This window comes from Pectobacterium versatile, from assembly GCF_003932035.1.
Lineage (GTDB): Bacteria > Pseudomonadota > Gammaproteobacteria > Enterobacterales > Enterobacteriaceae > Pectobacterium > Pectobacterium versatile.
In genome coordinates this window covers 850,803-875,483 of the sequence record NZ_CP034276.1, presented here as the reverse complement: position 1 = coordinate 875,483, position 24,681 = coordinate 850,803, and the positions used below count along the sequence as shown (strand labels likewise).

Below are 24,681 nucleotides of genomic sequence, written 5' to 3'. Positions count from 1 at the left end.
CATTTTTCCATGAGCAACTTGCGGCACCCCGCAGGCTGTCAGATTGCGTGTTCGTCCTATCGGGCTGGGAAGGCCACAACGTCTTTTTGTTCACCACGGTACGTTTTGACCTTATGACTTCCAGCCGATAACGCACCGTAAATGTCCGTCGCCTGCGGCACTGTTGTCACATGAGGTCGCCCTGTGGCCGGATCGACCGAGTCATCCAGATCGGCACTGCGCAGCGCCAAATGCAGAATGCCCAGTTCTTTGGCAACCGCCAGCGCTTCAGCCTGCTGAGGCGTCACTTCCAGCGTCACGGTTTGATAGGTCGCAGGACGAGAACGCACGGCAGCAGACTCACGGCTTTTGGCGGTGGCATCAAGCACCGTACCGTCTTCCGCGGTATCAAAGCGTGGGTATATCGGCGTACCGGTTTTATCGTTCAGCGCCAATACGCGTAAATCGCGCACGATCGTTTGTGATGCCAGCAGTGGCATCACAACAGGCTGGTTACGGCTTGCAGGTAGCTCTGACTGATCGTCTCGTCTCATGCTGAGGATCACATCAACACGATCGCCAGCGGACACTAGCCCGGCATTGCTCGCAATAGCGCTGGTAGGAACGGAAATAGCACGCATCCCTTTACGCAGCACAGCAGCAACAAAGCCCGGCTCATTGGGGTTCACCACAACATTACTGCTGAGCCACGCGCCTTCCTTCACCGTTTCACGCAGGGTCGCGCCCAATAGCAGGGACTGCTTGTCCTGACCGCGAACAAAGTTAAACGCACGGGAAACCGATTCATCCGTGGTCTGCCAACGCAGCGAGGTAGAATCAATGAAATCACCGGGATGCAGATCTTTCGCGGCCACCAAAACGGCAATTTTTTCCGGCGCTTTCACCACGACCGGAGGCGGCGCAGGGGGTTCAGAAGAGAGATGGCTACGCACCATCAGCGCAACAATGCCTGCCAGAACGAGCGCACCTGACAGTACGTATGTAGAGTTCACTTTCATTTCAACTTGCCTACCCTAGCGTGTGTGTCTTAAAGCTGCGACAGAATTAAAACAAGGGAAAAATCAGGACATACATCGCGCCGAACGCAATGGCGACGCCGTAAGGTATGCCTTGAGAAAGATCGGCGGGCAACGCGGGTGGCATAGGCAACCGACTCTTGAATATCCGGTTGGTGGTTTGAATGCCCATCGCCACCGCTGTGGGTACGGTATTCAGCAGCGGCAGGCTAAGCGCCAAAACACCGCCAGCCAGCGCCGTCACCATGACGAAAACGATCTGGTGTCCTTGCCCAACCCACAGGCACAGCACACTCATCAGCTTGACATCCCCAGCGCCTAATCTGCCGGTGAGGAAAAGCAAAAATCCCACAACCAGTACTGCCGCCGCGCCAGGCAGCGCCCAGAGCATTTTCCGTAGTGCCAACATATCTAACGCACCGGCTTGCAGGACATGTGAAGCGCTGAAAAACAGCCAGCCCAGCAATAAAATCAGTACCGCCTGATTCGTAATTTTGCGTACTAACAGGTCGGTACTGATACACCACAGCAGGCACCCCATCAGCAGTGCCGTCTGCGGCCAGTGCGCGTAATCCGCCATCTCGCGCTTATTTCGCTGCGCCGGATGTACCGCCGCTGGTGCCCGTACCGGTAATTTGATCGGCGATTTGGGTGAATTTCTCATTCAGCGCTTTCACGAAGATACCGTCGCCGCCGAAAATAGCGCCGATGGCTGCTGCCATTGCCGCTGCAAGAATGCCGTACTCGATAGCCGTTACACCGCTCTCGTCACGCAGGAAAGAACGCAGTTTTGCTTTCATATTTTTCATGGGAAGACTCTCTAATCCGCAGGCAAAGAAATCATGGCCTACTCGGAAATTCGGGGGTGCCATGATGATAATAAGATTAATAATGAGACTTATTATCAAGAGCCGCAAGCAGTAGAACATTAATATTCGTTAATCTTTCCATGCAATAAATTATCAATATAAATCAATAGGTAACACACTTTACATTGCGGGGGAAATTAATAAATATTCATATTTTTTGCAGGGATATTCATAAACGATCGAGAGAAAATGGTTGTGGTAAGCAGGGAAAACCCACTTACCGCGCGTCGAATTCATCGTGAAAAAGGGGATTAGCAGCGATTAAGGCACAGGTAGACGCTCAAGCCCGGTTCGGAGGAGTCCAGGTAGAGCTTGCCGCCGTGCAGATCGGTGATCGCCTGCACCAAAGATAATCCCAGCCCATAGCCGGACTGAAACCAGGTATCCAGCCGCTGAAAGCGCTGTAACGCTTTGGCATGAAGCGCGGGCGGGATGCCCGGACCGCGATCAGCAACGCTCAGGGCGATCCAGCCGCGATACAGCGTCACGCTCAACGTGATGTATTTTCCCTGTGCCGCGTATTTCAGTGCGTTCTCCACCAGATTGGCTAGCGCCTGAAACAGCAGCGCCCGGTCGCCAAAGAGCTGAATGCCGGCTTTGATTTCAATCCTCAAGCGACAGCCGCGCTCTTCCGCCAGCGGCTGATAATATTCGGCAATTTCTTCCAGCAGTTGGCGCGCCTCAATATTCTCAAACTGGTGCACACAGCGCCCGCTTTCGATTTCACCGATGCGCATCACGGTACGGAATAGCCCAAGGATTTTATGTACCTCGTCCACCGCCAGATTCAACTCATCGCGAATATCGTTATCCAGCCCTGCCCACTCCGTCAGGTTGAACAAGCGATTTTGCAGATGCGTCAACGGCGTACGCAGTTCATGCGCGACATGGCTGGAGGTGTTTCGTACCTGCTCCATCAGACGCTCGATGCGTTCCAGATTCTGGTTAATATCGGCACTCAGACTGTCAAAATCATCGTCGTAAGGCGACAGCGGCATACGCACCTGTTGCTCACCGCTGCTGTAGCGATGCAGCGCCGCACGGATTTTCTCCACGCTACGCAAGCTGCGTAAGCTGAAATGACGGCTGACAAACAGGCAGAAAAGCAGCACGACAAACAATCCCGCCCCTGCCACGAGTGGGATCGTCCTCACCCGTTCTAACATGGGCCGAATGTTGTAAGCGGTAAACAGCACGCCCCCGTCATCCAACATCACGGACAAACCGATCAGATTGGGATCGTCTGGGCTGGAAATTTCGGCTTTAAGACAGCTAACATCCATCTGGCAATCGGTATGCTGTCGCATTTCCAGAGGGTGCGTATTGGCAGAATGGGGGGGTAAAGGATGCGTTTTTAGAAGATGATTGTGATACAAAATATCACCGTGTTTATCCATTACCAAAAACAGCGGTAATTCATCCCCTTTCGCTCGATTATCCTGCCGTAATTGCGTAATCAGGCTATCGGCATTCGTTAAACGCGACTGCATCGAGTAATCGTAAATATTACCCAGAATAACTTCGCGGACATGCGTTCTAATCAGCGTTTCACTTAATGAACTGAAGCCGACAATACACATCAGCATCATCAATAAGAACAGAAAAACAATGGTTATTGCCTGGCGAAAATTAGAGGTGCATAAAAAGCCAGGGTATTGGCTTGCCCCCAGTAATTGCCAGTGTTTTATTTTTACCTGCCAGCGCTGCCCGAGCTTCTTTATTTTTATTTTATTCAGCGTGGCTACCAACATCGGTTTTGTCCTTATCTACCGCGCCTAATGCGTAGCCCATCGCTCTCAGCGTTTTAATTAATGGACGCGGGAATCCTTTATCAATTTTTGCCCGCAGTTTTGACATATGAACGTCGATCAGATTGGTCTGCGGATCAAAATTGTAGCCCCACACGCGCTCTAACAGCATCGTACGCGTAATCGCCTGACCCGGATTTTCCATTAATATAATCAGTAACTTGATTTCTTTATCGGTCAAATCGATACGCTTGCCGCCGCGCCATGCAACGCGCTGCATACGGTCAAGTTGCAGATCTTCAAAGCTCAGTATGGAAGGATTATCAACATGGCGTTTACCGCGCCGCGCCATAATATCCAGACGTAATCTAAGCTCATTAAAATTAAAAGGCTTGCCGAGATAATCTTCCGCACCAAGCTCCAACCCCATCACCCGATCAACATCACGATCCAGCGCCGAGAGCAGCATAATAGGCGGATGACGTGAGCCTTGTAATTCACGTAATACCGTAAATCCATCCATGATGGGTAACATTCTGTCCAGCAGAACGACATCATAAACTTCATCCTTGATTGCTTTTAATGCGTGTGCGCCATCGTGCACCATTCGGCAAGAATGGCCGTGGGAATGTAATTTAGACCCCAGCCAATGGCACAGCACAGAATCATCATCAACCACTAATACACGCATAATTTTCCCCTATAAACGTGGCTTATTACCTAATTAATTCAGGGTTAATGTCCGTTTATTTTTATCTGGTCCTTCAAACAGCCATTCACCCCACACGATGTTGATACCGTGCGGGCCGTTTTTTGCTTCTCGTTTTTTTACTTTTCTGGTTTTTTACTTCTCTGCTTTTCACTTATGAGAAAAGTCCTACGGATAATAACAATCATTATCATTTAGTGACAAGCAGTTTACAATCGCCTGACGTCGTTCTTAGACTGGACGCATAAAAAACATCCCCATCGCTTACGCCATGGGGATGATGAGGAAAGAAAGAGAAGAGAAAGAAATCAACGCGGTAACGGGGATCGCTTCACCGCGTCTTACTCATTTTCGATCAGAAGCGCTTCCATCAGATCGAGATCGCGAAGCATTTTTTGCAACGTCTCATTGCTGATTTGCTGCGTGGCACGCAGGTGATACAGCTCCGCACGTTCAGAATTCAGCGCGGTCAGACGAAAACGTCGCTCCAGATTCTCAATCAGCAGGCCATTTTCAGGATCGTCTTTATCAATGAGCCGTCGGCGCAGATTACCGATGACGCGTGCGCTGACTTCTTTCAGCACCTGCTCATCAATGTTTTCCTCTCGATCGGCCGCCAGACGCTCCTCCATTTTGTGCATACTTTTGATCGCTACCTCTGCCACGGCCATACGCGCCATGCGGATTTCTTTGGCATGTGCGGCCTTGTCTGCGACCACCACACCACGCAGCAGAAACGGCAACGCCAGCACGCCACACAGCAGAGAGAACAAAATAACGCCCGTGGCGATAAACACCAGTTGATAGCGTGATGGGAACGCGGTGCCGTCCGTCAGCAACAATGGAATAGAGAGCACGCCCGCTAGCGTAATCGCCCCTCGCACGCCGGCAAAGGATGCGATCCACAGCTCGCGCGTGGAAAATTCGGCAAAGATCATCGGGCGCTTTTTCTGGATGTGCATGCTGTATCTTTTCATCACCCACAGCCAGCTGAAGCGCAGCAGCAGTAGAGCACCATAGATGATCGCGATATCGGTAAACAGCATCCAGGTTTCAACCGTTGGATCCAGCTCTGCCTGCGTCACCGAGGTTTCCAAAATATCAGGTAATTGCAGACCCAACATGATGAACACCATGCCGTTAAACACGAATTCCAACATCGACCACACGCCGTTCGCACGCAGCCGCATCGCGAGCGGTGCGCTACGAATCACGCCCGACTGGCCGATAGTCATCCCCGCCGCTACCGCAGCCAGAATGCCCGACACGCCGATGTGTTCTGCAATCAGGTACGATGCAAAGGGCAACAGTAACAGCAGTACAATTTGCGTAGCGGCATCATCACCGCTCCAACGACTGATAGCGCGCAGCGATTTACCGAATACCCAGGTCACACCGACGCCCGCCAGCAGCCCGCCCAGCGCCACCTGCATGAATTCCAGCGTCGCGCCAGAAACTGTAAACACCATCGTCCCCATCGCAATCGCGACAGCAAACTTCAGCGACACCAGACCAGACGCATCGTTCATCAACGCTTCGCCCTGCAAAATGCCCATCAGCTTTTTCGGAATACGATCTTCACCCACGATACCAGACAGCGCGACGGCATCCGTCGGCGACAGTACCGCAGCCAGCGCGAAAGCGGCAATCAGCGGCATACCCGGCACCATCCAGTAGATGAAATAGCCGATGCCCACGACGGTAATCAGGACCAGCACCAGCGCCAACCCAATAATTTCCCGGCCGTGTCTCAGGAACTCACGCGTCGGCGTTTTCCAACCGTCGGCAAACAGCAACGGCGGAATGAAGAGCACCATAAACAGCTCGGGATTGAAATCAACGTGCAAACCGAACTGGGGCCAGGCAAGGATGGCACCCAGCGCGATTTGCATTAAAGGCAGAGGGATTTGAAAAGGTAAAATGCGGGTAACCACCCCAGACAGGGATACAACCAGGGTCAAAATAAGAATCGTAAAAAATATTTCCATGCTTTCCTTAGACGCACTCCTAAATCAAAAAAACTCTACCTGTTAGCGAGCAAACGGCTCTTCCATATTTAACGCATTTAGCTCGGTATGAAAATGGATTTCTGGGTGGAGAAGAGAGGTTTTATCCTAAATAATTCAAGTTGCAAGAAGGCGGCGACACAGCGAATCCCCAGGAGCTTACACCAGTAAGTGACTGGGGTGAGCGAGGAAAGCCAACGCACGTGCAGCTTGAAGTATGACGGATAATTACTTTATTGATTATCACACAAGTAACATCAACCCAAAGCCAATAAAAGGGCACATAAAATCGCGTTTGGCGTGGGAAATAATAAGGGAGGGAAAGAGAAAGGAAAGACCGAGTAATGGCAGACCTTCTGGACGGTGCCAGAAGGTCTGTTAGGAAGAATTACAGCGCCCAGCCGCCAGCGTAGAACACGACCAGCGCGACAGCAATCACCACGGTGCCAATGTTCAGTTTACGCCATTCGCCGGAGAAGATACGGCCTAATACCAACGCACCAAAGCCCAGCATGATACCGGTCACGATGTTACAGGTCAGCACGATGAATACGGCGCACACCAGACCGGACATGGCATCCACGAAGTCATCAAAGTTCAGTTTGGAGACGTTGCCCAGCATCAGCAGGCCGACGTACATCAGCGCAGGTGCAGTGGCATAGCCAGGCACCAGATATGCTAACGGAGACACAAACAGCAGCAGCAGGAACAGCACACCGACTACGGTTGCCGTTAAGCCCGTTTTACCACCGGCTGCCGTACCCGCAGCGGATTCGATGTAAACCGCCGCCGGAGACGTCCCGACCAGACTGGAGAAAATGCTGCTCACGGAGTCTGCGGTCAGGGCTTTACCACCGTTGATGATTTGCCCGTCTTTATCCAGCAGGTTCGCCTGTCCGGCTACAGCACGGATCGTACCGGTGGCATCGAACACGGCAGTCATCACCAGCGCCAGTACGCTCGGCAGAACCATCGGCTGCAATGCGCCCATGATATCCAGACTGAAGATCAGCGACGAACCGTCAGCGGCCGTCAGGCTCGGCAACGCAAAGAAGCCCGCGTATTTTACATTCGGGTCAAAAATCAGCCCCAGAATAGAGATCGCGATGATAACCAGCAGAATACCGCCCGGCACGCGGCGCTTCTCTAAACCGATAGTCGCCGCCAGCCCCAGCAGGGACATAATGACGGGGAAAGAAGTGAAATCACCCAGCGCGACTGGCAGACCGTCAATGGGGTTTTTTACCACCAAACCCACACCGTTGGCAGCAATGATCAGCAGGAACAGACCGATACCAATTCCCGTACCATGCGCCACGCCCATCGGCAAATTGCGCAAAATCCAGGAGCGGATGCCCGTGACGGAAATGATGGTGAACAGCACCCCCATCAGGAAGATCGCCCCCAACGCCACAGGAATACTGATTTGTTGTCCCAGCACCAGACTGAACGCGGTGAACGCCGTCAGCGAAATCGCGCAACCAATCGCCATTGGCAGATTGGCCCACAATCCCATCAGCAGCGACCCCAGCCCGGCAACCAGACAGGTTGCAACGAACACGGCGGTAGGCGGGAAACCAGCTTTGCCCAGCATACTCGGAACCACAATGACAGAGTAAACCATCGCCAGAAACGTCGTCAGACCAGCTAACACTTCCTGACGCACGTTACTGCCGCGCTGTGTGATTTTGAAAAAAGCATCAAGCGAGCCCTGCGAGCCTGCCTGACGGGTGGTGTTTGACATGGTGGTATCCCCTGAAATGCCATTATTATTTAAGATCGATTCTGACGGTTCCCGCGGCCTTGCCCCGCGAATGCACCACATCACTGGCGCATCATGAACCGTATATACCCGTCATTCTTCAAGCTGCACGCGCGTTGGCTGCACTACTCGGCCCACTTTCGTGGACCTCGCCCCGTTGGGGCCGCTGCAAGCAGCGTTCAAACCTGCCTCTGGCAGATTTGTCAGTCACCCGAATCACTTACTCAAGTAAGCTCATCGGGATTCCCTCTCTTGCCGCGTTACGAGGCCCATAAATGGGTCTCGCCCTAGCGGGCCAACGCTTTGCGTTGTTCAAAACGCTAACGTTTTGTCCTGCAACTCGAATTATTTAGGATATAGCCCCGCACGCAAACGATTAACTCGCTGGATGCAAAGCTGGAAAACGTTGTCGTATCAAGATATTGACGTATAAAACACTGCTGTATTAAACAAGCGGCACTAAAACAAGCTGGACAAAACGGCGCCAGACAATAGAAGCGCGTGATTATCCCGCTTCACCCGCGCTTATTTCAACTGCTAATCGAGACAATTTACCTATCTCACTTCATCTGTCCGGTAAAGAAGCGCCCAGCCCGTACAGGTAATGCTCAATCAGGCAACTCGCTGAAAGTGGGTCAGTATGAAGAAAAAGCAGAAAGGGTTCTTAGACGAAAATCAAAACAGCGGTTTACTCCTCACAAACTGATCGTTCATTTTTTTGTGATTCGCATCACAAAAAAGTTGACCACCCGTATCAGTGCGAGTATTCTTAAAAACGTGAACAGCATCACAGAAAACAAATCAACTAACAACGAGGAAATGACCATGAAACTGCTGAACAAAATCATCGCTATGTTTGAAAACATCAACATCAACTTTGGTACTTTCAACCAATAATTATTTAAGAATCGTGGGGATAAAAAAGATGCGCGTTGTCCGCAAAATCAATCAAATATTAAAAGCGTTGGGCAAAACCTATCGCGGTGTTAACCCCCACGCTATCTTCCGTTAATCGTACTTAAGTACGTTAACCACCATAAAATGGCTGCCATCCGGCGGCCATTTTTGTTTTCGGTATTCTGCAACTTCACCGTGCGACATACGGATGGTGCTGACGCCAATGCTCGGCAATATCCTGGCGACGGCAAATCCACACGCGCTCATGCTGTTGAATATAATCCAGAAAACGCTGTAACGCCCGAAAACGGCCTGGCCGCCCTAGCAAACGACAGTGCATCCCAATAGATAGCATTTTAGGTGCGGTTTCCCCTTCCTCGTAGAGCACATCAAAACTGTCTTTCAGATAGGTGAAGAACTGATCTCCGCTGTTAAAACCCTGAGGTGAGGCAAAACGCATATCATTGGCATCCAATGTATACGGCACGATCAGATGCGGATGAACGTCACCATTGCTTTTTTTGACTGGCATCCAGAACGGTAGATCGTCACCGTAGTAGTCACTGTCGTACCAAAAGTTGCCCTGTTCGACAACCAACTGGCGGGTATTGGGGCTGTCGCGGCCGGTATACCAGCCAAGCGGAGCCTGACCAAATAACGTCGTCAGCACCTCAATGGCTTTATGCATGTGCTCGCGTTCGGTGTCGATATCCATGTGCTGGTAATGAATCCAGCGCCAGCCGTGGCTGACCACATCATAATGAGCCGATTTTATCGCCTCCACCACGTCGGGATTACGCGCTAATGCCATTGCCACACCGAATACCGTCAACGGCAACCCACGGCGCTGAAACTCGTTATGGATACGCCAAAAACCGGCACGCGAGCCGTATTCATACAGCGAATCCATCGACATATGACGGTCGGCATAACTCGCCGCACCAATAATATCGGACAGAAATTGCTCGGATCCTGCGTCACCATGTAAGACGTTATTTTCCGCACCTTCCTCGTAGTTCAAGACAAACTGCACGGCAATGCGTGCATTTTCAGGCCAGTTAGCATGCGGGGGCTGTCCCGCATATCCGATAAGGTCGCGCGGATAATCGCTCTCAATGCCATACATCGTTGCAGCAGGTGCTGTGATCATGTCCTTTCCCTTTTTTAACGCAGCGAACTAAACATGCCGCTCAGCGGCTTGGCAATTGGGTAATCCAGATCGCCCTGTTTACTGGTCGTCAACCCCAGTGCCGACAATGACTCAATCAGCTTGACGGCAGCGCTGACGCCGTCGATCACGGGAATCGACAGTTCTTGCGTCAGTTCCTGCGCCAGATCGGCCATTCCACCGCACCCAAGCACAATCGCACCAACACCATCCTGGCGCAGAGACTGTATACAATATTCACGAACTTTGTTCTGTGCGATCCCACTATCTTGTTCCAGCGCGAGCACTGGCAAATCGATCGCATGCAGTGCAGCACAGTGATGTTCAAAACCATAGCGCTGTAATAAATGACGGGCGATAATGACGGTGCGCGGTAGTGTGGTAACAATCGAGAAGCGCGTTGCCACCAGTGTCGCCATATGCATAGCGGCTTCGGCAATACCGATGACTGGCTTACTAGCGACCTCACGAGCAGCAAGCAGCCCTGGGTCGCCAAAGCAGGCAATAATGTGCCCATCAACGCCCTGCGCCTTACCCTGCTTCACCTGTTCCAACACGCCAATCGCGGCTATCGCCTCATCAAAATGCCCCTCAATAGACGGTGCCCCCTGAGAAGGACAGACCGCAATAATCTCCGTTCCTGGCGATGCCACAGCGCGAGCAGCCGCACCGATCGTTTCGGTCATGGCGAGGCTGGTATTGGGGTTAATCACCTGAATCACGCAAGGTTTCACGCGAGCTTCTCCTTAAGATGGCCGAACAGTCGGTGGAAATCCGGCTCCACGTCTTCATCTCTGTCAAAACGCAGGCTGGCAACAATGTCATCAAAATGCCGCGTCATCGCTTCCGCTAACCCTGAGACATTTTTATCCCGTAGTAACGCCAGCAGATCGTGGTGGTCGTGGCATCGGCACCCTTGTTGCCACGGCGTGCCATAGGCGGCGATAACCAATGATGAACGCAGCGTCAGTTGCGACACGATTCCCGTTAGCACGGAATTGCCAGAGATCGCCTGGAGTTGAATATGGAATGCGGCAGACAGGCGGATCGCTTCTGCACCGTTTTGGTCTGCATGTGCCTGCTGCTCTGCCACAATCAGCCGATCTAACGCCGCCAGATGAGGAGACTCGCAGTGCAACACCACCTCAGACAGATTGGCACACTCAATAAAGCGGCGAGTCTGGAAAATTTCCTGCGCTTCCTCAACGGATGGCGTCGATACCTGCGCACCACGTTTGGGCGTTAACGTCACCATCTGCACCATCGCAAGACGTTGTAAGACTTTTCTAATTCCCGTTCTGCTCACATCAAACACGTCTGCCAGCGCTTCCTCAGGCAATTTTGTACCCGGCAGTAATTGGTGTTCGACGATAGCGTTAAGCAGAGCCTGATAGATAACATCATCTTTTTGCTGCAAAAACTGCTCATTTCCCAGTCCGTAAGTGTAGTTCATTCGCTCTTCTCGCTGTCACATCATTACCATATCGTACACAAAAAACATAAAACACGTATACAAGAAATTAATTTTGGCCTGATTAATGCAACTCCTTTTCTACATACATAACGTCATTCATTTCACGACTAGGGTAAAAGGAGCAGATTCCATGCCAGAAAAAATGATTACAGATAATGGTAGCAACGCGTACAGCCCCAAACTCTGCAATGAGGATCTGGCACCGACACGTGCTCAAACCTGGTCTTGGTACAACATCTTTTCATTCTGGATGTCAGATGTGCACAGCATGGGTGGATACGTGGTTGCAGCCAGCTTTTTTGCGCTGGGGCTGGCAAGCTGGCAGGTGTTGCTGTGCCTGCTTGTGGGCATCTGTATTGTGCAGGTCTGTGCAAATTTGGTGGCTAAGCCCAGCCAGATGAGCGGCGTTCCTTATGCGGTGATTTGCCGTCAGGCATTCGGTGTCTTTGGCGCGAATATTCCCGCTGTCATTCGTGGCCTCATCGCTTTTGCCTGGTACGGGATTCAGACATACCTGGCGGCACATGCGCTTATGCTGGTTCTGTTGAAGTTTTATCCTTCACTCGCCCCACTGACACAGAGTCACTGGCTCGGCCTGTCTGCACTGGGATGGATCTGCTTTGGCATCATGTGGTTCCTGCAGGCCCTCGTGTTCTGGCATGGCATGAACGCGATTAAACGCTTTATCGATTTTGCTGGCCCAGCGGTTTATGTGGTTATGACGGCGCTCGCGATCTGGATTGTTTACCAGACCGGATGGGAGAATATTTCTTTTACGCTGACCAGCAAAACACTCACGACCAGCGAGCAGCTTTGGCAAATGCTCACCGCCACGGCGCTGGTGGTTTCCTACTTTTCCGGCCCGCTGCTGAATTTCGGTGACTTTTCTCGTTATGGTAAAAGCATGCAGGAAATCCGTCGAGGCAACCGCTGGGGTCTGCCGTTCAATTTTCTGCTGTTCTCTATTATCACCGTGGTTATCGTTTCGGGAACACAGTCATTATTCGGCCGCATGATTACCGACCCGATTGAAACCGTCTCGCACATTGACAGCGGTTTTGCCGTCGCGCTTGGCGTGCTGACCATGATTATCGCGACTATCGGGATCAATATTGTTGCTAACTTCGTTTCATCAGCGTTTGATTTTTCCAACTGTTCACCGCAGCGTATCAGCTTCCGAACGGGCGGTATGATCGCTGCTGTCGGCTCCGTACTGCTCACGCCGTGGAACCTCTTCAACTCGCCAGAGTTGATTCACTACACGCTCGACGTACTCGGTGCCTTTATCGGCCCGCTGTTCGGCATTCTGCTGATGGATTTCTATGTCATCAAAGGAGGGAAAATCTATGTGGACGATCTGTTCGACGCGACGCCAAAAGGGAAATACTGGTATCGAAACGGCTTCAATCCGAATGCGATAATGGCGTTAATTCCCGCGGTGACTATTGGACTGATTATCACCTTCACGCCACAGTGGCGCGATGCGGCCAACTTCAGTTGGTTTATCGGCGCATTCCTTGCCGCAGGCTGCTACCGCTATCTGGCTCGCCACGAATGCGTTGGCGCAATGAAAAAACCCTTCGCTCCACGCGGGCTACTGTTAGAAAAAGACTAAAGCACCATCAGCAGCGCCGCACCGCATGAAAACCGGTGCGGCACTTCGTATCAGGCGTAGTTCGCATCAAGCATAGAGTGACACTTCACCTGCCGGACGGGTTTTAAAGCGACGATGCAGCCAGAGATACTGCTCAGGCGCACGCATGATTTCTTTCTCAATCACCTTATTCATGTAACACGCCGCAGCCTGTTCATCGTGATAAGGATAATCCTGTAATTCAGGCTGGATCACCAGTTGATAGCCCAAAGCATTGGGTTTACGAATCAGGACTGTCGTCATCATCGCCGGTTTTGCGAGACGGCTGATGGTGTACGTGCCGTTAGTGGTCGCCGCATTTTTCACCGCAAAGAACGGGGCAAAAACACTGCCTTTAGGGCCGTAATCCTGATCGGGCGCGAACCATACCGCTTCGCCACGTTTTAGCGCTTGCACCATCCCACGCAGATCTTTACGGTCGATCATCGCTTTGTTGGAACGAGAACGTCCCCACGTTTGTACCCATTCCATCGCTTTATTATTGTGCGGACGGTACATCGCCATCATCGGTTGACACAGCCCCATCGCCCTGCCACCCAGCTCCAGCGACATAAAGTGAATACCAATCACCATTACGCCCTGACCTTTTTCGGTCGCGTGCTGTAGATGCTCCAGCCCTGAAACATCAAACCACTGGCGCACGCGGCGATCGGACCAGAACCAGGCCATGCCAGTTTCAACCAAGGCCATTCCAAGCGAAGCAAAGTTATTGTCGATCATCGCTTCTTTTTCGTCGTCGGAGATGGCAGGGAAACACAGCTCAAGATTACGTCTGGCGATCGACACCCGGCGTTTCAGAAAGACACGGGATAGACGGCCGGCGCTGCTCCCGAGTTTCATCAGCAGCGGATAAGGGAGTTGTACTAATAAAAACAACACGCCAAGGCCGAACCAAGTCGTCCAATAGCGCGGGTGGAGTAATGCCCTGGTAAATGTTTGCTTAATTTTCATGATACTCATCTTTAAGTGATTAACAGCGTACCGCATAAAGAGTCGTTCTCATCGCGCTACATCTATCATGACACTTATTTATAGGGATCGTTTCAACTGTGTGGAAAACTGTTTCTGACCGTTATCACGCGTGAGGTTAAAAAGCAGGATAAACATGCTGATAACACTGAGGGGATTTTGAGCAGCCGATGAACGGCTAACGGCAGCGGCATCATACCCGATTCACGCTTAATAAAGGAGTGGTCGGACAAGAAATATTCGCAATAGCACGCCGTCTAACGCTAACATCCTGGCATATGTCAAAAAAAAAGCGACTGGCTTTCTGGCAGAAAAAATAGGCCGGCGGCACGCCACAACATAATCAAGGACTTGATGGAAAATGACTTTTTCTCTCCCCTCCCGCCTCCATGTACTAACCGCACTGATCACGGGTATTCCTATTCTGGCGTTTGCCACAACATTCGCCGATAGCACTTTCTTTCATAAAGACTGGGAAGTGGTCTGTGATAACACGCTAACGTGTCGGGCTGCGGGTTATTCGCCAGAAGAGCAGTACGCGGGAGAAGATAAGGAAGCACAGGACGTCTCGATTCTCCTCACCCGTCATGCCGGGCAGAATACGCCAATCACGGCCGACGTTACGCTCGCTGAGGTAGACAACGCGATTCCTCAAGGCACCACACTCACGCTAACGATTGACGGCGTAGATAAAGGACAGCTCACCTCAACCGGAGATAGCCTCTGGCAGCTAAATGAGAAGCAAATTCCTGTCGTATTACAGGCCCTAAAAGGAAACGGAAAAGTGGCGTTTCATCACAATGGCGTCGTTTCCGAACTGTCTGGCGCGGGTGCCTACGCCGTCCTGTTAAAGATGGATGAGAAACAAGGCCGCGTTGGCAAAACGGATGCTATCACCAAAAAAGGGAGTGAAAGTAGCGCGCTACCTGCCGCAGCAGCCCCCATCATCTATGCAGCCGTAACCAAGCAGGAGCCCTCACGGAATCTGACGGATGCAGAACAGGCGTCCATCCAGAAAACGCTGCTTAAGACGTTAAAGGCAGATGACTGCGACAGTTTCCCACCACAGGATTATCAAAACGCAGAACCGATTGAACGCATTCCACTGAATGACAGCATGTCGCTGCTCACCACGCTCTGCTGGCGCGCCGCCTACAACGAAGGCTACGCTTATTGGGTTATTGATAACGCCATGCAGACTCAGCCGCAGCTCGTGACGCCAAGCGGAACAGGCTACGAAAACGGCGAAATTACCTCAGTACAAAAAGGGCGCGGGCTCGCAGATTGCATGAGTGATGATGCCTGGACATGGGATGGCAAAGCGTTCCAGTTGAGCCGCATGTCCATCACAGGATCGTGCCGTATGATCCGCCTCGGCGGCACCTGGGACTTGCCCTACTGGACGACGACGGTGATTAAAGCGGAAAAGTGAAAGGAATTGGGGCCACTCGCTGGCCTCGAATTTCGGCATAAGAAAACGCGCGTTAGAGTAACCGCTCTGAACGCGCCTGCATTCACTCAACAGAATCAGTCAAGAAGTGTTGTTCCATAGGAGTTATCAATTGTGCAAAGCCAGTTCCCATCAACATCTTTCCTGAACACGTAGGTCGCTCGTCGAGTTGTGGTGACAATATTCCCTGTGTCATCGGGGTAATGAAGAACGGTTTCCATGATCACTAAAGCGTCTCCCCCGCCCTCAATGACCTGCATATTTCCTTGTTCAACAATAAGTTGGTTTTTAAAATAATCAGCAATAGCGACAAATGCTTTTCTTATATCATCTTTGCCTCTCGCAACCATGCCTGGCTTGATAACAAGTGCAGCATCCTCGGCGTAATAACTCATCAGAGCATCAAAATTTCGCTCAGATATTGCTTTATCACAGGCCTCAATAATTTCGCGTATCGGATGTGGTTTCATAAGCATTGACCTCAGTAAAATGGCGTAAAAAAATCAATAGAAATAACGCGCAACCACATGATAATAGAGATGTTATTTATAATAATCTCTTGCACTCAGATTGCGAGAAAATTCTGCTTATGAATGCTCTGCTTTTTCGGGGGATTACCCTATGCGAATACGCTTATACATTTCGATAGATGAGATTTTCCCTAAGCGGCTGAGAATTCTTGTTAAACCTTGTATTTACTGGGTTTTGTGGACTTTGAAGAACTTCAGAGGAGGTATTTTTGGAGCGAGTGAAGGGAATCGAACCCTCGTATGCAGCTTGGGAAGCTGCCGTTCTACCATTGAACTACACTCGCACAGAGAAGCGCGTGCATTATAGCGCTATGCTGTTGCCGAGCAAGTAAAAAAACCCGGCAAAGCGCTGCTGTTTTAGCCAGTCATGCAGCTTCGGATAGCGGTAGGAACAACGTTTCATAGCCATTGGAAATGACGTGCCAGGCAAAGTAGGCAAATAGCAGTGCGGAAATCAGGCTGCAATAGAATGAGATCCGTTCTTTCAGCAGACGTTGACCATACTTCACCAGCGCAGCAAGGAAGAACGTCCACAGTACGCCGCCGACGAAAAAGCCCAGCAGAAAAAGAGTAATCATGAAAGCAGAGCCATCGGTAGACTGCGCGATAATCGTGCCGCCGATCGCCGCAAACCACAGTAACGCCGTCGGTGACGCCAACGCCATGCCAACACCGCTGAGAAACTCGGTATACCGCGCTGGTGGCACAGTAAAATCCGCCGCATTCGCTGTCACAGACAGGTCGGCGAAGCGTTTAACCTGATAGTCACGCCATGCCGCACGCGCCATGCTGAACGTCATCCAGATCAGAATCAGCCCTCCGCCAATCCATAGCACCCAGCGCACAGGCGTCAGGTTAAAGACCACCGCCAGACCCAGCACCGACAGCGTGGCATAAAACAGATCGCCGAAGCAGGAACCCAGCCCGATATAAAACGCCGAACGCGCCCCATGCCGCAGCCCACGGTTAATAATCGCAGTATTGACCATTCCCAGATCGAGACAGAGTGACAGGGACAGCAGCATCCCCGTGAAGACAACTAACAGCATGGTATTCCCTTCGAGCGTTAAGCAATAAGGCGAGTGTAGAGCCCAAGGGAAACACTGTATTGTCAAAAATTGATACGGCGGAACTGCCCCGGTGTCATCGCGTTATAGCGGTTGAAAGCTTTAGTGAAATGCGCCTGATCGGCAAACCCAACATCGCCCGCAACCTGACTAATCGCAGTACCCTGCCGCAGCAGTTCCCGCGCTTTACACATACGTCGCTGCATCAGCCATGCCAGCGGCGGCAGCCCAACCGCCTGATTAAACGAGCGCACCAGATGTGCGACCGACAGGTTCTCCTGCTGCGCGAGCTGGTCGAGCGTCGGGACATCGCTGAGATCGTTTAGCAACCCATCTTTGATCCGCGTGATCCGCTCAGCTTCTTTGACCTGGCCTTGAGACGGCACATGATGCTGATTCTCCATCAACCCCGCGAGCAGCAGGATAATGCGCTCCTGACGCGTGCTGTCGTCCAAATCAGAGGTGACCAGCTGTTTTAACTCGGACGCTAATTGCGCCGACGGATTCCAGCCTCGTGAGAACCGAAAGGTTTGGTGGAAATAATGCTCGAATGCCCGTGGGTGGACGTACAAGGATGCGCACTGCCAGCGGTCAAATGCGTTATCGCTGCCTTGTAGCTGATCGGGGTTGTAGGTCGTTACCATATCGTTGGTAGCAACAAAAGTCTCTCCATCCAGCCAGACCGTTTCCAATCCGCTGAGATTGGCGCTGATGACAAACTCGTCGTGCGTATGCCGTGGAAAACTGCGGCCGTTGGTTAACAACGCCAGTTCGAACCAGGCATCGCGGTACGTCATCATGATGAGTGTTCCGGCAGTGAATGAATGCCTGAAAATAGCATCTTCCGTCATCAGGCGACAATCACAGAATGCGAGAGATAAATCGCGATAAAAATACGGGGCGTATAATCGAAGCTCTAGGCCAGACCAATGTTCAAGCGCACCAAATCACTCGGTTTAGGGGCATCTAGGCGATGCCCTTCTCTCGTCTGGAATCCATAACGCTCGAAATATTGAGTTCGATCCAGTCGGCGAGTGTCGCAACCTGCTCGGAAACCTCACGCCCCAGCGGAGTCAGGCTGTATTCCACATAAGGCGGAACTACCGGATGGGAAAAACGCAGGACAAATCCGTCTTCCTCCAGCCGCTTCAACGTTTGAGCCAGCATCTTCTCACTCACGCCAGATGCCTTGCGGCGCAGTTCACCGAAGCGCAATGTTCCCTCGCGCAGGCTGATTAAGCACAACACTCCCCAGAGGCTGCTGACATGCTTGAGCACGCCCCTCGACGGACAATCCACCGTGAACAATTCTCCCATTCTGACCTTCTCGGTCAGCGCCTTACTGCGCGCTTCTGGCGGCATTTATTACTCCCGATATCCATGCAATCATCACAGCACTAACCTTTTAGTGCGTACTATCAAAAATAAAGTGTAGCCGCTACCATTCAATTTTTGAAGTTAAACAAGGTTGATTGGAGATCATTCAACTACGAGCACCCGGTGGGCTTGAGCGGCTTGAGATTGTCGATTTACCGGATCCCGGCGCACCGGAGGCTGGCCACATTGCGCTCATCGGTGTCCTTACTGGCCCGGCAGGGCCTGTGCCTACCGCAGGTTTGACGGTGCGACAGCAGCGCTTACAGGGGCTGATCGTCGGCAGCCGTCAACATCAGCAGGATCTTGTTCGTGCGCTCAACGTCCTGCCCATCCGGCCCGTCATCGACAAACGCTTCCCGCTTGTCGATCTCGCCGAGGCCTTCCGTTTACAGCAAGCTGGCGGGCATTTTGGCAAGATTTGTCTCGAATACTGAAGCAAATCCTGGATACAAAAGGCGATGAATTCCTTACACAGGAAGGTCGAGTCAGGTGTCGGGGAGTTCTGGCTGCGCAATGAGAGGCTTGAGACACAGTAAACATAAAAAAACCGGTGCAGTGGCACCGGTTTAAAAGGTTCAGGTTCAGCTACAGCAGACTTATTTCTGCGGACGCATCGCTGGGAACAGAATAACGTCGCGGATGGTGTGGCTGTTCGTGAACAACATCACCATACGGTCGATACCGATACCCAGACCCGCGGTTGGCGGCAGGCCGTGTTCCAGCGCGGTCACGTAGTCTTCGTCGTAGAACATCGCTTCGTCATCGCCTGCATCTTTAGCATTCACCTGCTGAGCAAAACGCTCTGCCTGATCTTCGGCATCATTCAGCTCGGAGAAGCCGTTACCGATTTCACGGCCGCCGATGAAGAACTCAAAGCGATCGGTGATTTCTGGGTTATCATCGTTACGACGCGCCAGCGGTGACACTTCAGCCGGATATTCGGTGATGAAGGTCGGTTGAATCAGGCTGCTTTCTGCTGTTTCTTCGAAGATCTCGGTAACGATACGGCCCAGGCCCCAGCTTTTCTCGATCTTGATGCCCAGAGACTGTGCGATTGCGGTCGCTTTCTCCAGATCGTCCAGATCGGCAACGTTGGTTTCAGGACGGTATTTGCAGATCGCTTCGCGCATCGTCAGCTTCTCGAACGGCTTACCGAAGTCGAATGTCTGGTCGCCGTATTCCACCGTCGTCGAGCCCAGCACGTCCTGCGTCAGCGTACGGAACAGGTTTTCCGTCAACACAATCAGGTCTTTATAATCGGCATACGCCATATAAAGTTCCATCATGGTGAATTCAGGGTTGTGACGCGGGGAAACACCTTCGTTACGGAAGTTACGGTTGATCTCGAACACACGCTCAAAACCACCCACAACCAGACGCTTCAGGTACAGTTCCGGCGCGATGCGCAGGTACATGTCGATGTCCAGCGCGTTATGGTGCGTGATGAACGGACGGGCAGACGCGCCGCCAGGGATCACCTGCATCATTGGCGTTTCGACTTCCATAAAGCCGTTATCCACCATGAAGCGGCGAATAGCAGCCATCACGTTAGAACGGATGCGGAAGGTATTGCGTGATTCGTCGTTGGCAATCAGATCCAGATAGCGTTGACGATAGCGGGTTTCCTGATCGGCCAGACCGTGGAACTTATCCGGCAGCGGACGCAGCGCTTTGGTCAGCAGACGCAGTTCAGTACAGTGGATAGACAGCTCGCCAGTTTTGGTTTTGAACAGCTTGCCGCGCGCACCCAGGATATCGCCCAGATCCCACTTCTTGAACTGCTCGTTATAGATGCCTTCCGCCAGATCGTCGCGAGAAACATACAGCTGAATACGGCCACCGACGTCCTGCAAGGTCACGAAAGAGGCTTTACCCATGATGCGGCGGGTCATCATTCGGCCCGCAACGGTCACTTCGATACCCAGTTCTTCCAGCTCTTCGTTCTCTTTGGCATCGAACTCAGCGTGCAGACGATCGGACGTGCTGTCACGGCGGAAATCATTCGGGAATGCGATCCCAGTTTCACGCAGCGCCACCAGCTTTTCACGACGCGCTTTTAATTCATTATTCAGATCTTGCGCCTGATCGGCACCCTGTGATTGTGATTCAGCCATGTGAATTCTTATAACCCCGCTTTTAAACTTGCTTCAATAAATTTGTCCAGATCGCCATCCAGTACCGCCTGAGTGTTACGTGTTTCCACTCCGGTACGTAAATCTTTGATGCGCGAATCATCCAGAACATAGGAACGAATTTGACTACCCCAGCCGATATCAGATTTGTTGTCTTCCATCACCTGTTTCTCAGCATTTTTCTTTTGCATCTCAAACTCGTACAGCTTGGCTTTCAGCTGTTTCATCGCCTGATCTTTGTTTTTATGCTGGGAACGGTCATTCTGACACTGCGTGACAATGTTGGTCGGAATGTGGGTAATACGCACCGCGGATTCTGTCCGGTTAACGTGCTGACCACCCGCACCGGATGCGCGGTACACGTCAATACGCAGGTCGGCTGGATTGATTTCGATATCAATATCGTCATCCACTTCCGGGTAGACAAACGCGGAGCTGAATGAGGTGTGACGGCGGCCGCCGGAATCGAACGGGCTCTTACGCACCAGACGGTGTACGCCAGTTTCGGTACGCAGCCAGCCAAACGCATAGTCACCGATGATCTTGATGGTGGCGGATTTCGTACCGGCCACGTCACCGTCTGACTCTTCAATAATTTCGGTTTTAAACCCTTTGGCTTCCGCCCAACGCAGGTACATACGCACCAGCATGCTAGCCCAGTCCTGCGCTTCCGTACCGCCAGAACCCGCCTGAATATCCAGGTAGCAATCCGCACTGTCGTACTGGCCGGAGAACATGCGACGGAACTCGAGCTGGCCTAATTTATTTTCCAACGCGTCCAGTTCTACCGACGTTTCATTAAACGTCTCTTCGTCGTCTTCTTCCACCGCGAGCTCAAGCAGACCATTCACATCTTCCAGGCCCTGGGCCAGTTGATCGATGGTGTCGACGATAGCTTCCAGCGAGGAACGTTCTTTTCCCAATGCCTGAGCGCGTTCAGGCTCATTCCAGACATCAGGCTGTTCCAGCTCGGCGTTTACTTCTTCGAGGCGCTCTTTCTTGGCATCATAGTCAAAGATACCCCCTAAGAACGGCACTACGTTCAGACAGATCCTGAATGCGGTTTTTTACCGGATTAATTTCAAACATGATTTTTTATATTCTTACGTTAAGTCGTTGACAACGGAATGGTGTAACCCGCCATTCTAGCGGATAAAAGGCGCATTTTATAGACTTTCTGCCCACCGTATGTGGTTCGTACTATACCCTAGATAATTCGAGTTGCGTGAAGGCGGCAACCGCGCGAGTCCCCAGGAACTTACTCAGGTAAGTGACTGGGGCGAGTAAGGACAGCCAACGCACAAGCAGCTTGAAGTATGACGGGTATATCAGCGCGGCCACAGATGTTGAATCATCAATTGCACCGAGCGTTTACCTTCGTACTCGTTAATATCCAGCCGGTAAACCATTTCCACTTCTTTGATACTCGGATCCGGCCAGATGGTGGTATCGACATTGAACGCGATGCCATCTAACAGCGGCACAGCGCCTGTTGCACCGATCGGTTCAAACATCGCTTTCAAATGGCGTTTTTTGAGTAAGCGAGGCTTGATAATACGGAAACGTCCATCGAATGTGGGTTCAGGGAATGCCTGACCCCACGGCCCGGCGTAGCGCAGCATTTCTGCCGTCGATAACAAATCCAGCTCCGGCAGAGCGAGTTCACCATCAGACCAAACAACGCCTTCAAGCTGAGATGGGTCCAGCCATTCACCAACCAGTTCACCAAAGCGCTGGCGGAAATCGTCGAACCGATCTTCATGCAGCGATAACCCTGCCGCCATCGCGTGTCCGCCGAATTTATCCATCATACCGGGGTACAGCGTATCCAGCCGCTCCAGCGCATCTCGCAGATGCAGACCAGAAATAGAACGCCCCGACCCTTTCAACATGCCGTCGCCCGCGGGTGCAAAGGCAATTACCGGACGATGAAAACGCTCTTTAATACGCGAAGCCAGAATACCGACAACGCCCTGATGCCACTCTGGGTGATACATTGCCAGCCCGTAAGGCAATTCAGTACGAGTGCGTTCCAGCGATTCACACAGGCGCAGCGCTTCGACCTGCATCCCCTGTTCGATCTCCCGCCTGTCCTGATTCAACGCATCTAAATCATTAGCCAGCATGCGCGCCTGAGTAATATCGTTACTCAATAACAGCTCAACGCCGACCGTCATGTCATCCAACCGACCAGCTGCATTGAGACGTGGCCCGATGGCAAAGCCTAAATCGCTGGAGACCAGTTGGCTGGCATCGCGGTTAGCCACTTCCAGCAGCGCCCGAATGCCCGGGCGACACTCGCCCGCACGAATGCGGTTCAGCCCCTGCGCGACCAGAATTCGGTTATTGGCATCCAGCGGCACGACGTCAGCCACCGTGCCCAGCGCGACCAGATCCAGTAATTCGGTGAGATTCGGCTTCGCCAGACCCTGTTGCGTAAAAAAGGGCTGCGTAAACCAGTCGCTATCGCGCAGGCGCACGAACAGCGCCATCATCAGGTAAAACGCGACGCCCACACCAGCCAATGATTTGGAGGGAAACTGGCAGTCAGGCAGATTGGGATTAATCATAGCGTCGGCAGCAGGCAAGATTTCACCCGGCAGATGGTGATCGGTCACCAGCACCGCGATACCGCGCCGATGCGCATCGTCAACCCCCGCGTGAGAAGAGATCCCGTTATCCACGGTCACAATCACTTCCGCACCCAGCGCGGCAGCCTGTGCCACCACTTCAGGGCTTAGCCCGTAGCCGTTTTCAAAACGGTTCGGCACCAGATATTTCACGTTCACGCCACCCATACTGCGCAGCGCTAATACGGTAAGCGCGGTGCTGGTGGCGCCATCGGCATCAAAATCGCCAACGATAACGATGCAGCGCTTCTCTGCCAGCGTGTGTTGCAGCAGATCAATCGCTTTATCAATGCCACTGAGCAAACGGTAATTGAGTAAACCACCCAGACTACGTTCCAGTTCCTGCGCACCTTTAACGCCGCGCTGCGCATAAAGGCGACGCAGCAAGGGCGGAACGGTGTCAGGTAAATCAATGTCCTCCGCCAGCGGACGCCGACGGAGTTGGGTAATCATATCCACGTAGTATCAACCGCCGGTTTTCTTCGAGGCTTTGTGTGCTTCCAGCATCGCCAGCATCTCTTTCGGCCCTTGATATCCCGGTACGACCATACCGTCTTGCAGCACGATGGCAGGTGTACCCTGCACGCCAAACTGTATGCCCAGTTGGTAATGCGCGGCAATATCAGTTTTGCACGTTGCTGCCGAGATCGCGTCGCCCTTCATCGCGCTATCAAACGCTTTATTGCGATCGGCCACGCACCAGATGGACTGCATATCTTTCGCTGCTGGCGATTTCATGCCCTGACGCGGGAAGGCCAGATAGCGCACGGTAATGCCCAGCGCGTTGTAATCCTTCATCTGTTCATGCAGTTTGTGGCAATAGCCGCAGGTGATGTCGGTAAAAACGGTGATAACGTGTTTTTCCTGCGCGGCTTTATAAACAATCATCTGTTCCTGTAGCGCATCCAGCTTGCCGATCAGGATTTTATTGGTGGTGTTGACCGGCATGGTGCCGCTCACGTCGTAAAGCGGGCCTTGCAGCAAATGCTTGCCGTCTTCGCTGATGTACAGCACGCCGCTATCGGTAATGACGGTTTTCATACCCGCCATCGGCGAAGGCAGGATTTCCGCCCCTTGCATATCCAGACGCGTCAACGTCTGCTTGATCGCAGCATCATCGGCGTGTGCAAAATTGGTCGCCGTGGCCACCAGCAAAGAAAGCAGTAATAACCCTTTTTTCATTTCATCAATCCTGTGTTTTCGCAACATGGTTCGTAGCAAAA

The 24,681-nt window shown here is 52.1% G+C and carries 23 protein-coding genes and 1 tRNA gene; 4 read left to right on the top strand and 20 right to left on the bottom strand.

The features are described 5' to 3' along the window. Positions 1–56 precede the first annotated feature (56 nt). From cpaB to EIP93_RS04055, 7 genes are all read right to left on the bottom strand, one after another. The gene (gene cpaB / locus EIP93_RS04085) at positions 57–998 is read right to left on the bottom strand and encodes a Flp pilus assembly protein CpaB (RefSeq protein WP_125232303.1); all 942 of its coding nucleotides are present in this window, start codon (positions 996–998) and stop codon (positions 57–59) included. A 46-nt stretch (positions 999–1,044) separates the two neighbouring features. Beyond that, positions 1,045–1,596 carry an A24 family peptidase gene (locus EIP93_RS04080; protein WP_010295689.1) on the bottom strand — a complete coding sequence of 184 codons (552 nt, stop codon included), beginning with the start codon at positions 1,594–1,596 and terminating at the stop codon, positions 1,045–1,047. Positions 1,597–1,603: 7 nt separating this feature from the next. Continuing rightward, positions 1,604–1,825, bottom strand: a complete 222-nt coding sequence (locus EIP93_RS04075) for a Flp family type IVb pilin (protein WP_010295686.1) — start codon at positions 1,823–1,825, stop codon at positions 1,604–1,606. Positions 1,826–2,136: 311 nt separating this feature from the next. Beyond that, on the bottom strand, positions 2,137–3,636 hold the full coding sequence (locus tag EIP93_RS04070; RefSeq protein WP_125232302.1) for a sensor histidine kinase: 1,500 nt from the start codon (positions 3,634–3,636) through the stop codon (positions 2,137–2,139). Then, positions 3,614–4,324 carry a response regulator transcription factor gene (locus EIP93_RS04065; RefSeq protein WP_125232301.1) on the bottom strand — a complete coding sequence of 237 codons (711 nt, stop codon included), beginning with the start codon at positions 4,322–4,324 and terminating at the stop codon, positions 3,614–3,616. The genes EIP93_RS04070 and EIP93_RS04065 overlap by 23 nt, the downstream gene beginning before the upstream one ends. A 359-nt stretch (positions 4,325–4,683) precedes the next feature. Further along, positions 4,684–6,330: a Na+/H+ antiporter gene (locus EIP93_RS04060; protein WP_125232300.1), complete on the bottom strand. Its 1,647-nt coding sequence runs from the start codon at positions 6,328–6,330 to the stop codon at positions 4,684–4,686. A 406-nt stretch (positions 6,331–6,736) separates the two neighbouring features. Further along, positions 6,737–8,092 carry an NCS2 family permease gene (locus EIP93_RS04055; protein WP_105879143.1) on the bottom strand — a complete coding sequence of 452 codons (1,356 nt, stop codon included), beginning with the start codon at positions 8,090–8,092 and terminating at the stop codon, positions 6,737–6,739. Positions 8,093–8,611: 519 nt separating this feature from the next. Here EIP93_RS04055 and EIP93_RS04050 point away from each other — a divergent pair. Next, the gene (locus EIP93_RS04050; protein WP_107332325.1) at positions 8,612–9,007 is read left to right on the top strand and encodes a hypothetical protein; all 396 of its coding nucleotides are present in this window, start codon (positions 8,612–8,614) and stop codon (positions 9,005–9,007) included. 190 nt (positions 9,008–9,197) lie between these two features. On the opposite strand, the gene puuE is transcribed toward EIP93_RS04050, so the two are convergent. Genes puuE through EIP93_RS04035 form a run of 3 tightly spaced genes read right to left on the bottom strand, consistent with a single transcriptional unit; the run spans position 9,198 to position 11,628 of the window. Further along, entirely contained in the window at positions 9,198–10,157 is a 960-nt protein-coding gene (gene puuE / locus EIP93_RS04045; protein WP_109225326.1) for an allantoinase PuuE, read from the bottom strand. Between the two features lie 14 nt (positions 10,158–10,171). Next, the gene (gene hpxA / locus EIP93_RS04040) at positions 10,172–10,909 is read right to left on the bottom strand and encodes an allantoin racemase (protein ID WP_103861389.1); all 738 of its coding nucleotides are present in this window, start codon (positions 10,907–10,909) and stop codon (positions 10,172–10,174) included. Further along, positions 10,906–11,628 (bottom strand): GntR family transcriptional regulator, encoded by a 723-nt coding sequence (locus EIP93_RS04035; RefSeq protein ID WP_103941870.1) that lies wholly within the window; start codon positions 11,626–11,628, stop codon positions 10,906–10,908. Before EIP93_RS04035 ends, hpxA begins: the two co-directional genes overlap by 4 nt. A 151-nt stretch (positions 11,629–11,779) precedes the next feature. Between EIP93_RS04035 and EIP93_RS04030 the strand changes: the two genes are divergently transcribed. Then, positions 11,780–13,264 (top strand): NCS1 family nucleobase:cation symporter-1, encoded by a 1,485-nt coding sequence (locus tag EIP93_RS04030; protein ID WP_116361862.1) that lies wholly within the window; start codon positions 11,780–11,782, stop codon positions 13,262–13,264. 66 nt (positions 13,265–13,330) lie between these two features. On the opposite strand, the gene lpxP is transcribed toward EIP93_RS04030, so the two are convergent. Further along, positions 13,331–14,254, bottom strand: a complete 924-nt coding sequence (lpxP, locus tag EIP93_RS04025) for a kdo(2)-lipid IV(A) palmitoleoyltransferase (RefSeq protein WP_103861392.1) — start codon at positions 14,252–14,254, stop codon at positions 13,331–13,333. 379 nt (positions 14,255–14,633) lie between these two features. Between lpxP and EIP93_RS04020 the strand changes: the two genes are divergently transcribed. Further along, the gene (locus EIP93_RS04020) at positions 14,634–15,704 is read left to right on the top strand and encodes a DUF1176 domain-containing protein (RefSeq protein ID WP_125232299.1); all 1,071 of its coding nucleotides are present in this window, start codon (positions 14,634–14,636) and stop codon (positions 15,702–15,704) included. Between the two features lie 95 nt (positions 15,705–15,799). Here EIP93_RS04020 and EIP93_RS04015 read toward each other — a convergent pair whose 3' ends face one another. The 5 genes from EIP93_RS04015 to EIP93_RS03995 all read right to left on the bottom strand — a co-directional run bounded on the left by EIP93_RS04015 (position 15,800) and on the right by EIP93_RS03995 (position 18,681). Beyond that, positions 15,800–16,192, bottom strand: a complete 393-nt coding sequence (locus EIP93_RS04015; RefSeq protein ID WP_039534717.1) for a YybH family protein — start codon at positions 16,190–16,192, stop codon at positions 15,800–15,802. A 270-nt stretch (positions 16,193–16,462) separates the two neighbouring features. Further along, positions 16,463–16,536, bottom strand: a tRNA-Gly gene (locus EIP93_RS04010). Between the two features lie 81 nt (positions 16,537–16,617). Beyond that, positions 16,618–17,301, bottom strand: coding sequence for a LysE family translocator (locus tag EIP93_RS04005; RefSeq protein ID WP_103861394.1), 684 nt, complete (start codon positions 17,299–17,301; stop codon positions 16,618–16,620). Between the two features lie 62 nt (positions 17,302–17,363). Next, positions 17,364–18,119 (bottom strand): AraC family transcriptional regulator, encoded by a 756-nt coding sequence (locus tag EIP93_RS04000; protein ID WP_103971787.1) that lies wholly within the window; start codon positions 18,117–18,119, stop codon positions 17,364–17,366. A gap of 166 nt (positions 18,120–18,285) precedes the next feature. Then, positions 18,286–18,681 (bottom strand): winged helix-turn-helix transcriptional regulator, encoded by a 396-nt coding sequence (locus tag EIP93_RS03995; RefSeq protein ID WP_116586149.1) that lies wholly within the window; start codon positions 18,679–18,681, stop codon positions 18,286–18,288. A 110-nt stretch (positions 18,682–18,791) separates the two neighbouring features. Between EIP93_RS03995 and EIP93_RS03990 the strand changes: the two genes are divergently transcribed. After that, a complete protein-coding gene (locus EIP93_RS03990) occupies positions 18,792–19,130 on the top strand; it encodes a zinc-binding dehydrogenase (RefSeq protein WP_233948048.1) in 339 nt (112 codons plus the stop codon). A 162-nt stretch (positions 19,131–19,292) separates the two neighbouring features. Here EIP93_RS03990 and lysS read toward each other — a convergent pair whose 3' ends face one another. The 4 genes from lysS to dsbC form a co-directional block, all read right to left on the bottom strand. After that, positions 19,293–20,810, bottom strand: a complete 1,518-nt coding sequence (gene lysS / locus EIP93_RS03985; protein WP_103941880.1) for a lysine--tRNA ligase — start codon at positions 20,808–20,810, stop codon at positions 19,293–19,295. A gap of 8 nt (positions 20,811–20,818) precedes the next feature. After that, a protein-coding gene (gene prfB / locus EIP93_RS03980; RefSeq protein WP_103861398.1) for a peptide chain release factor 2 occupies positions 20,819–21,917 on the bottom strand; the annotation gives its coding sequence in 2 pieces (ribosomal slippage) (positions 20,819–21,841 and positions 21,843–21,917; 1,098 coding nt in all). Between the two features lie 239 nt (positions 21,918–22,156). Beyond that, complete coding sequence (gene recJ / locus EIP93_RS03975; protein ID WP_206428386.1) at positions 22,157–23,917, bottom strand: single-stranded-DNA-specific exonuclease RecJ; 1,761 nt, start codon at positions 23,915–23,917, stop codon at positions 22,157–22,159. 6 nt (positions 23,918–23,923) lie between these two features. After that, positions 23,924–24,640, bottom strand: coding sequence for a bifunctional protein-disulfide isomerase/oxidoreductase DsbC (dsbC, locus tag EIP93_RS03970; RefSeq protein ID WP_010279866.1), 717 nt, complete (start codon positions 24,638–24,640; stop codon positions 23,924–23,926). Between the last annotated feature and the right edge of the window lie 41 nt (positions 24,641–24,681).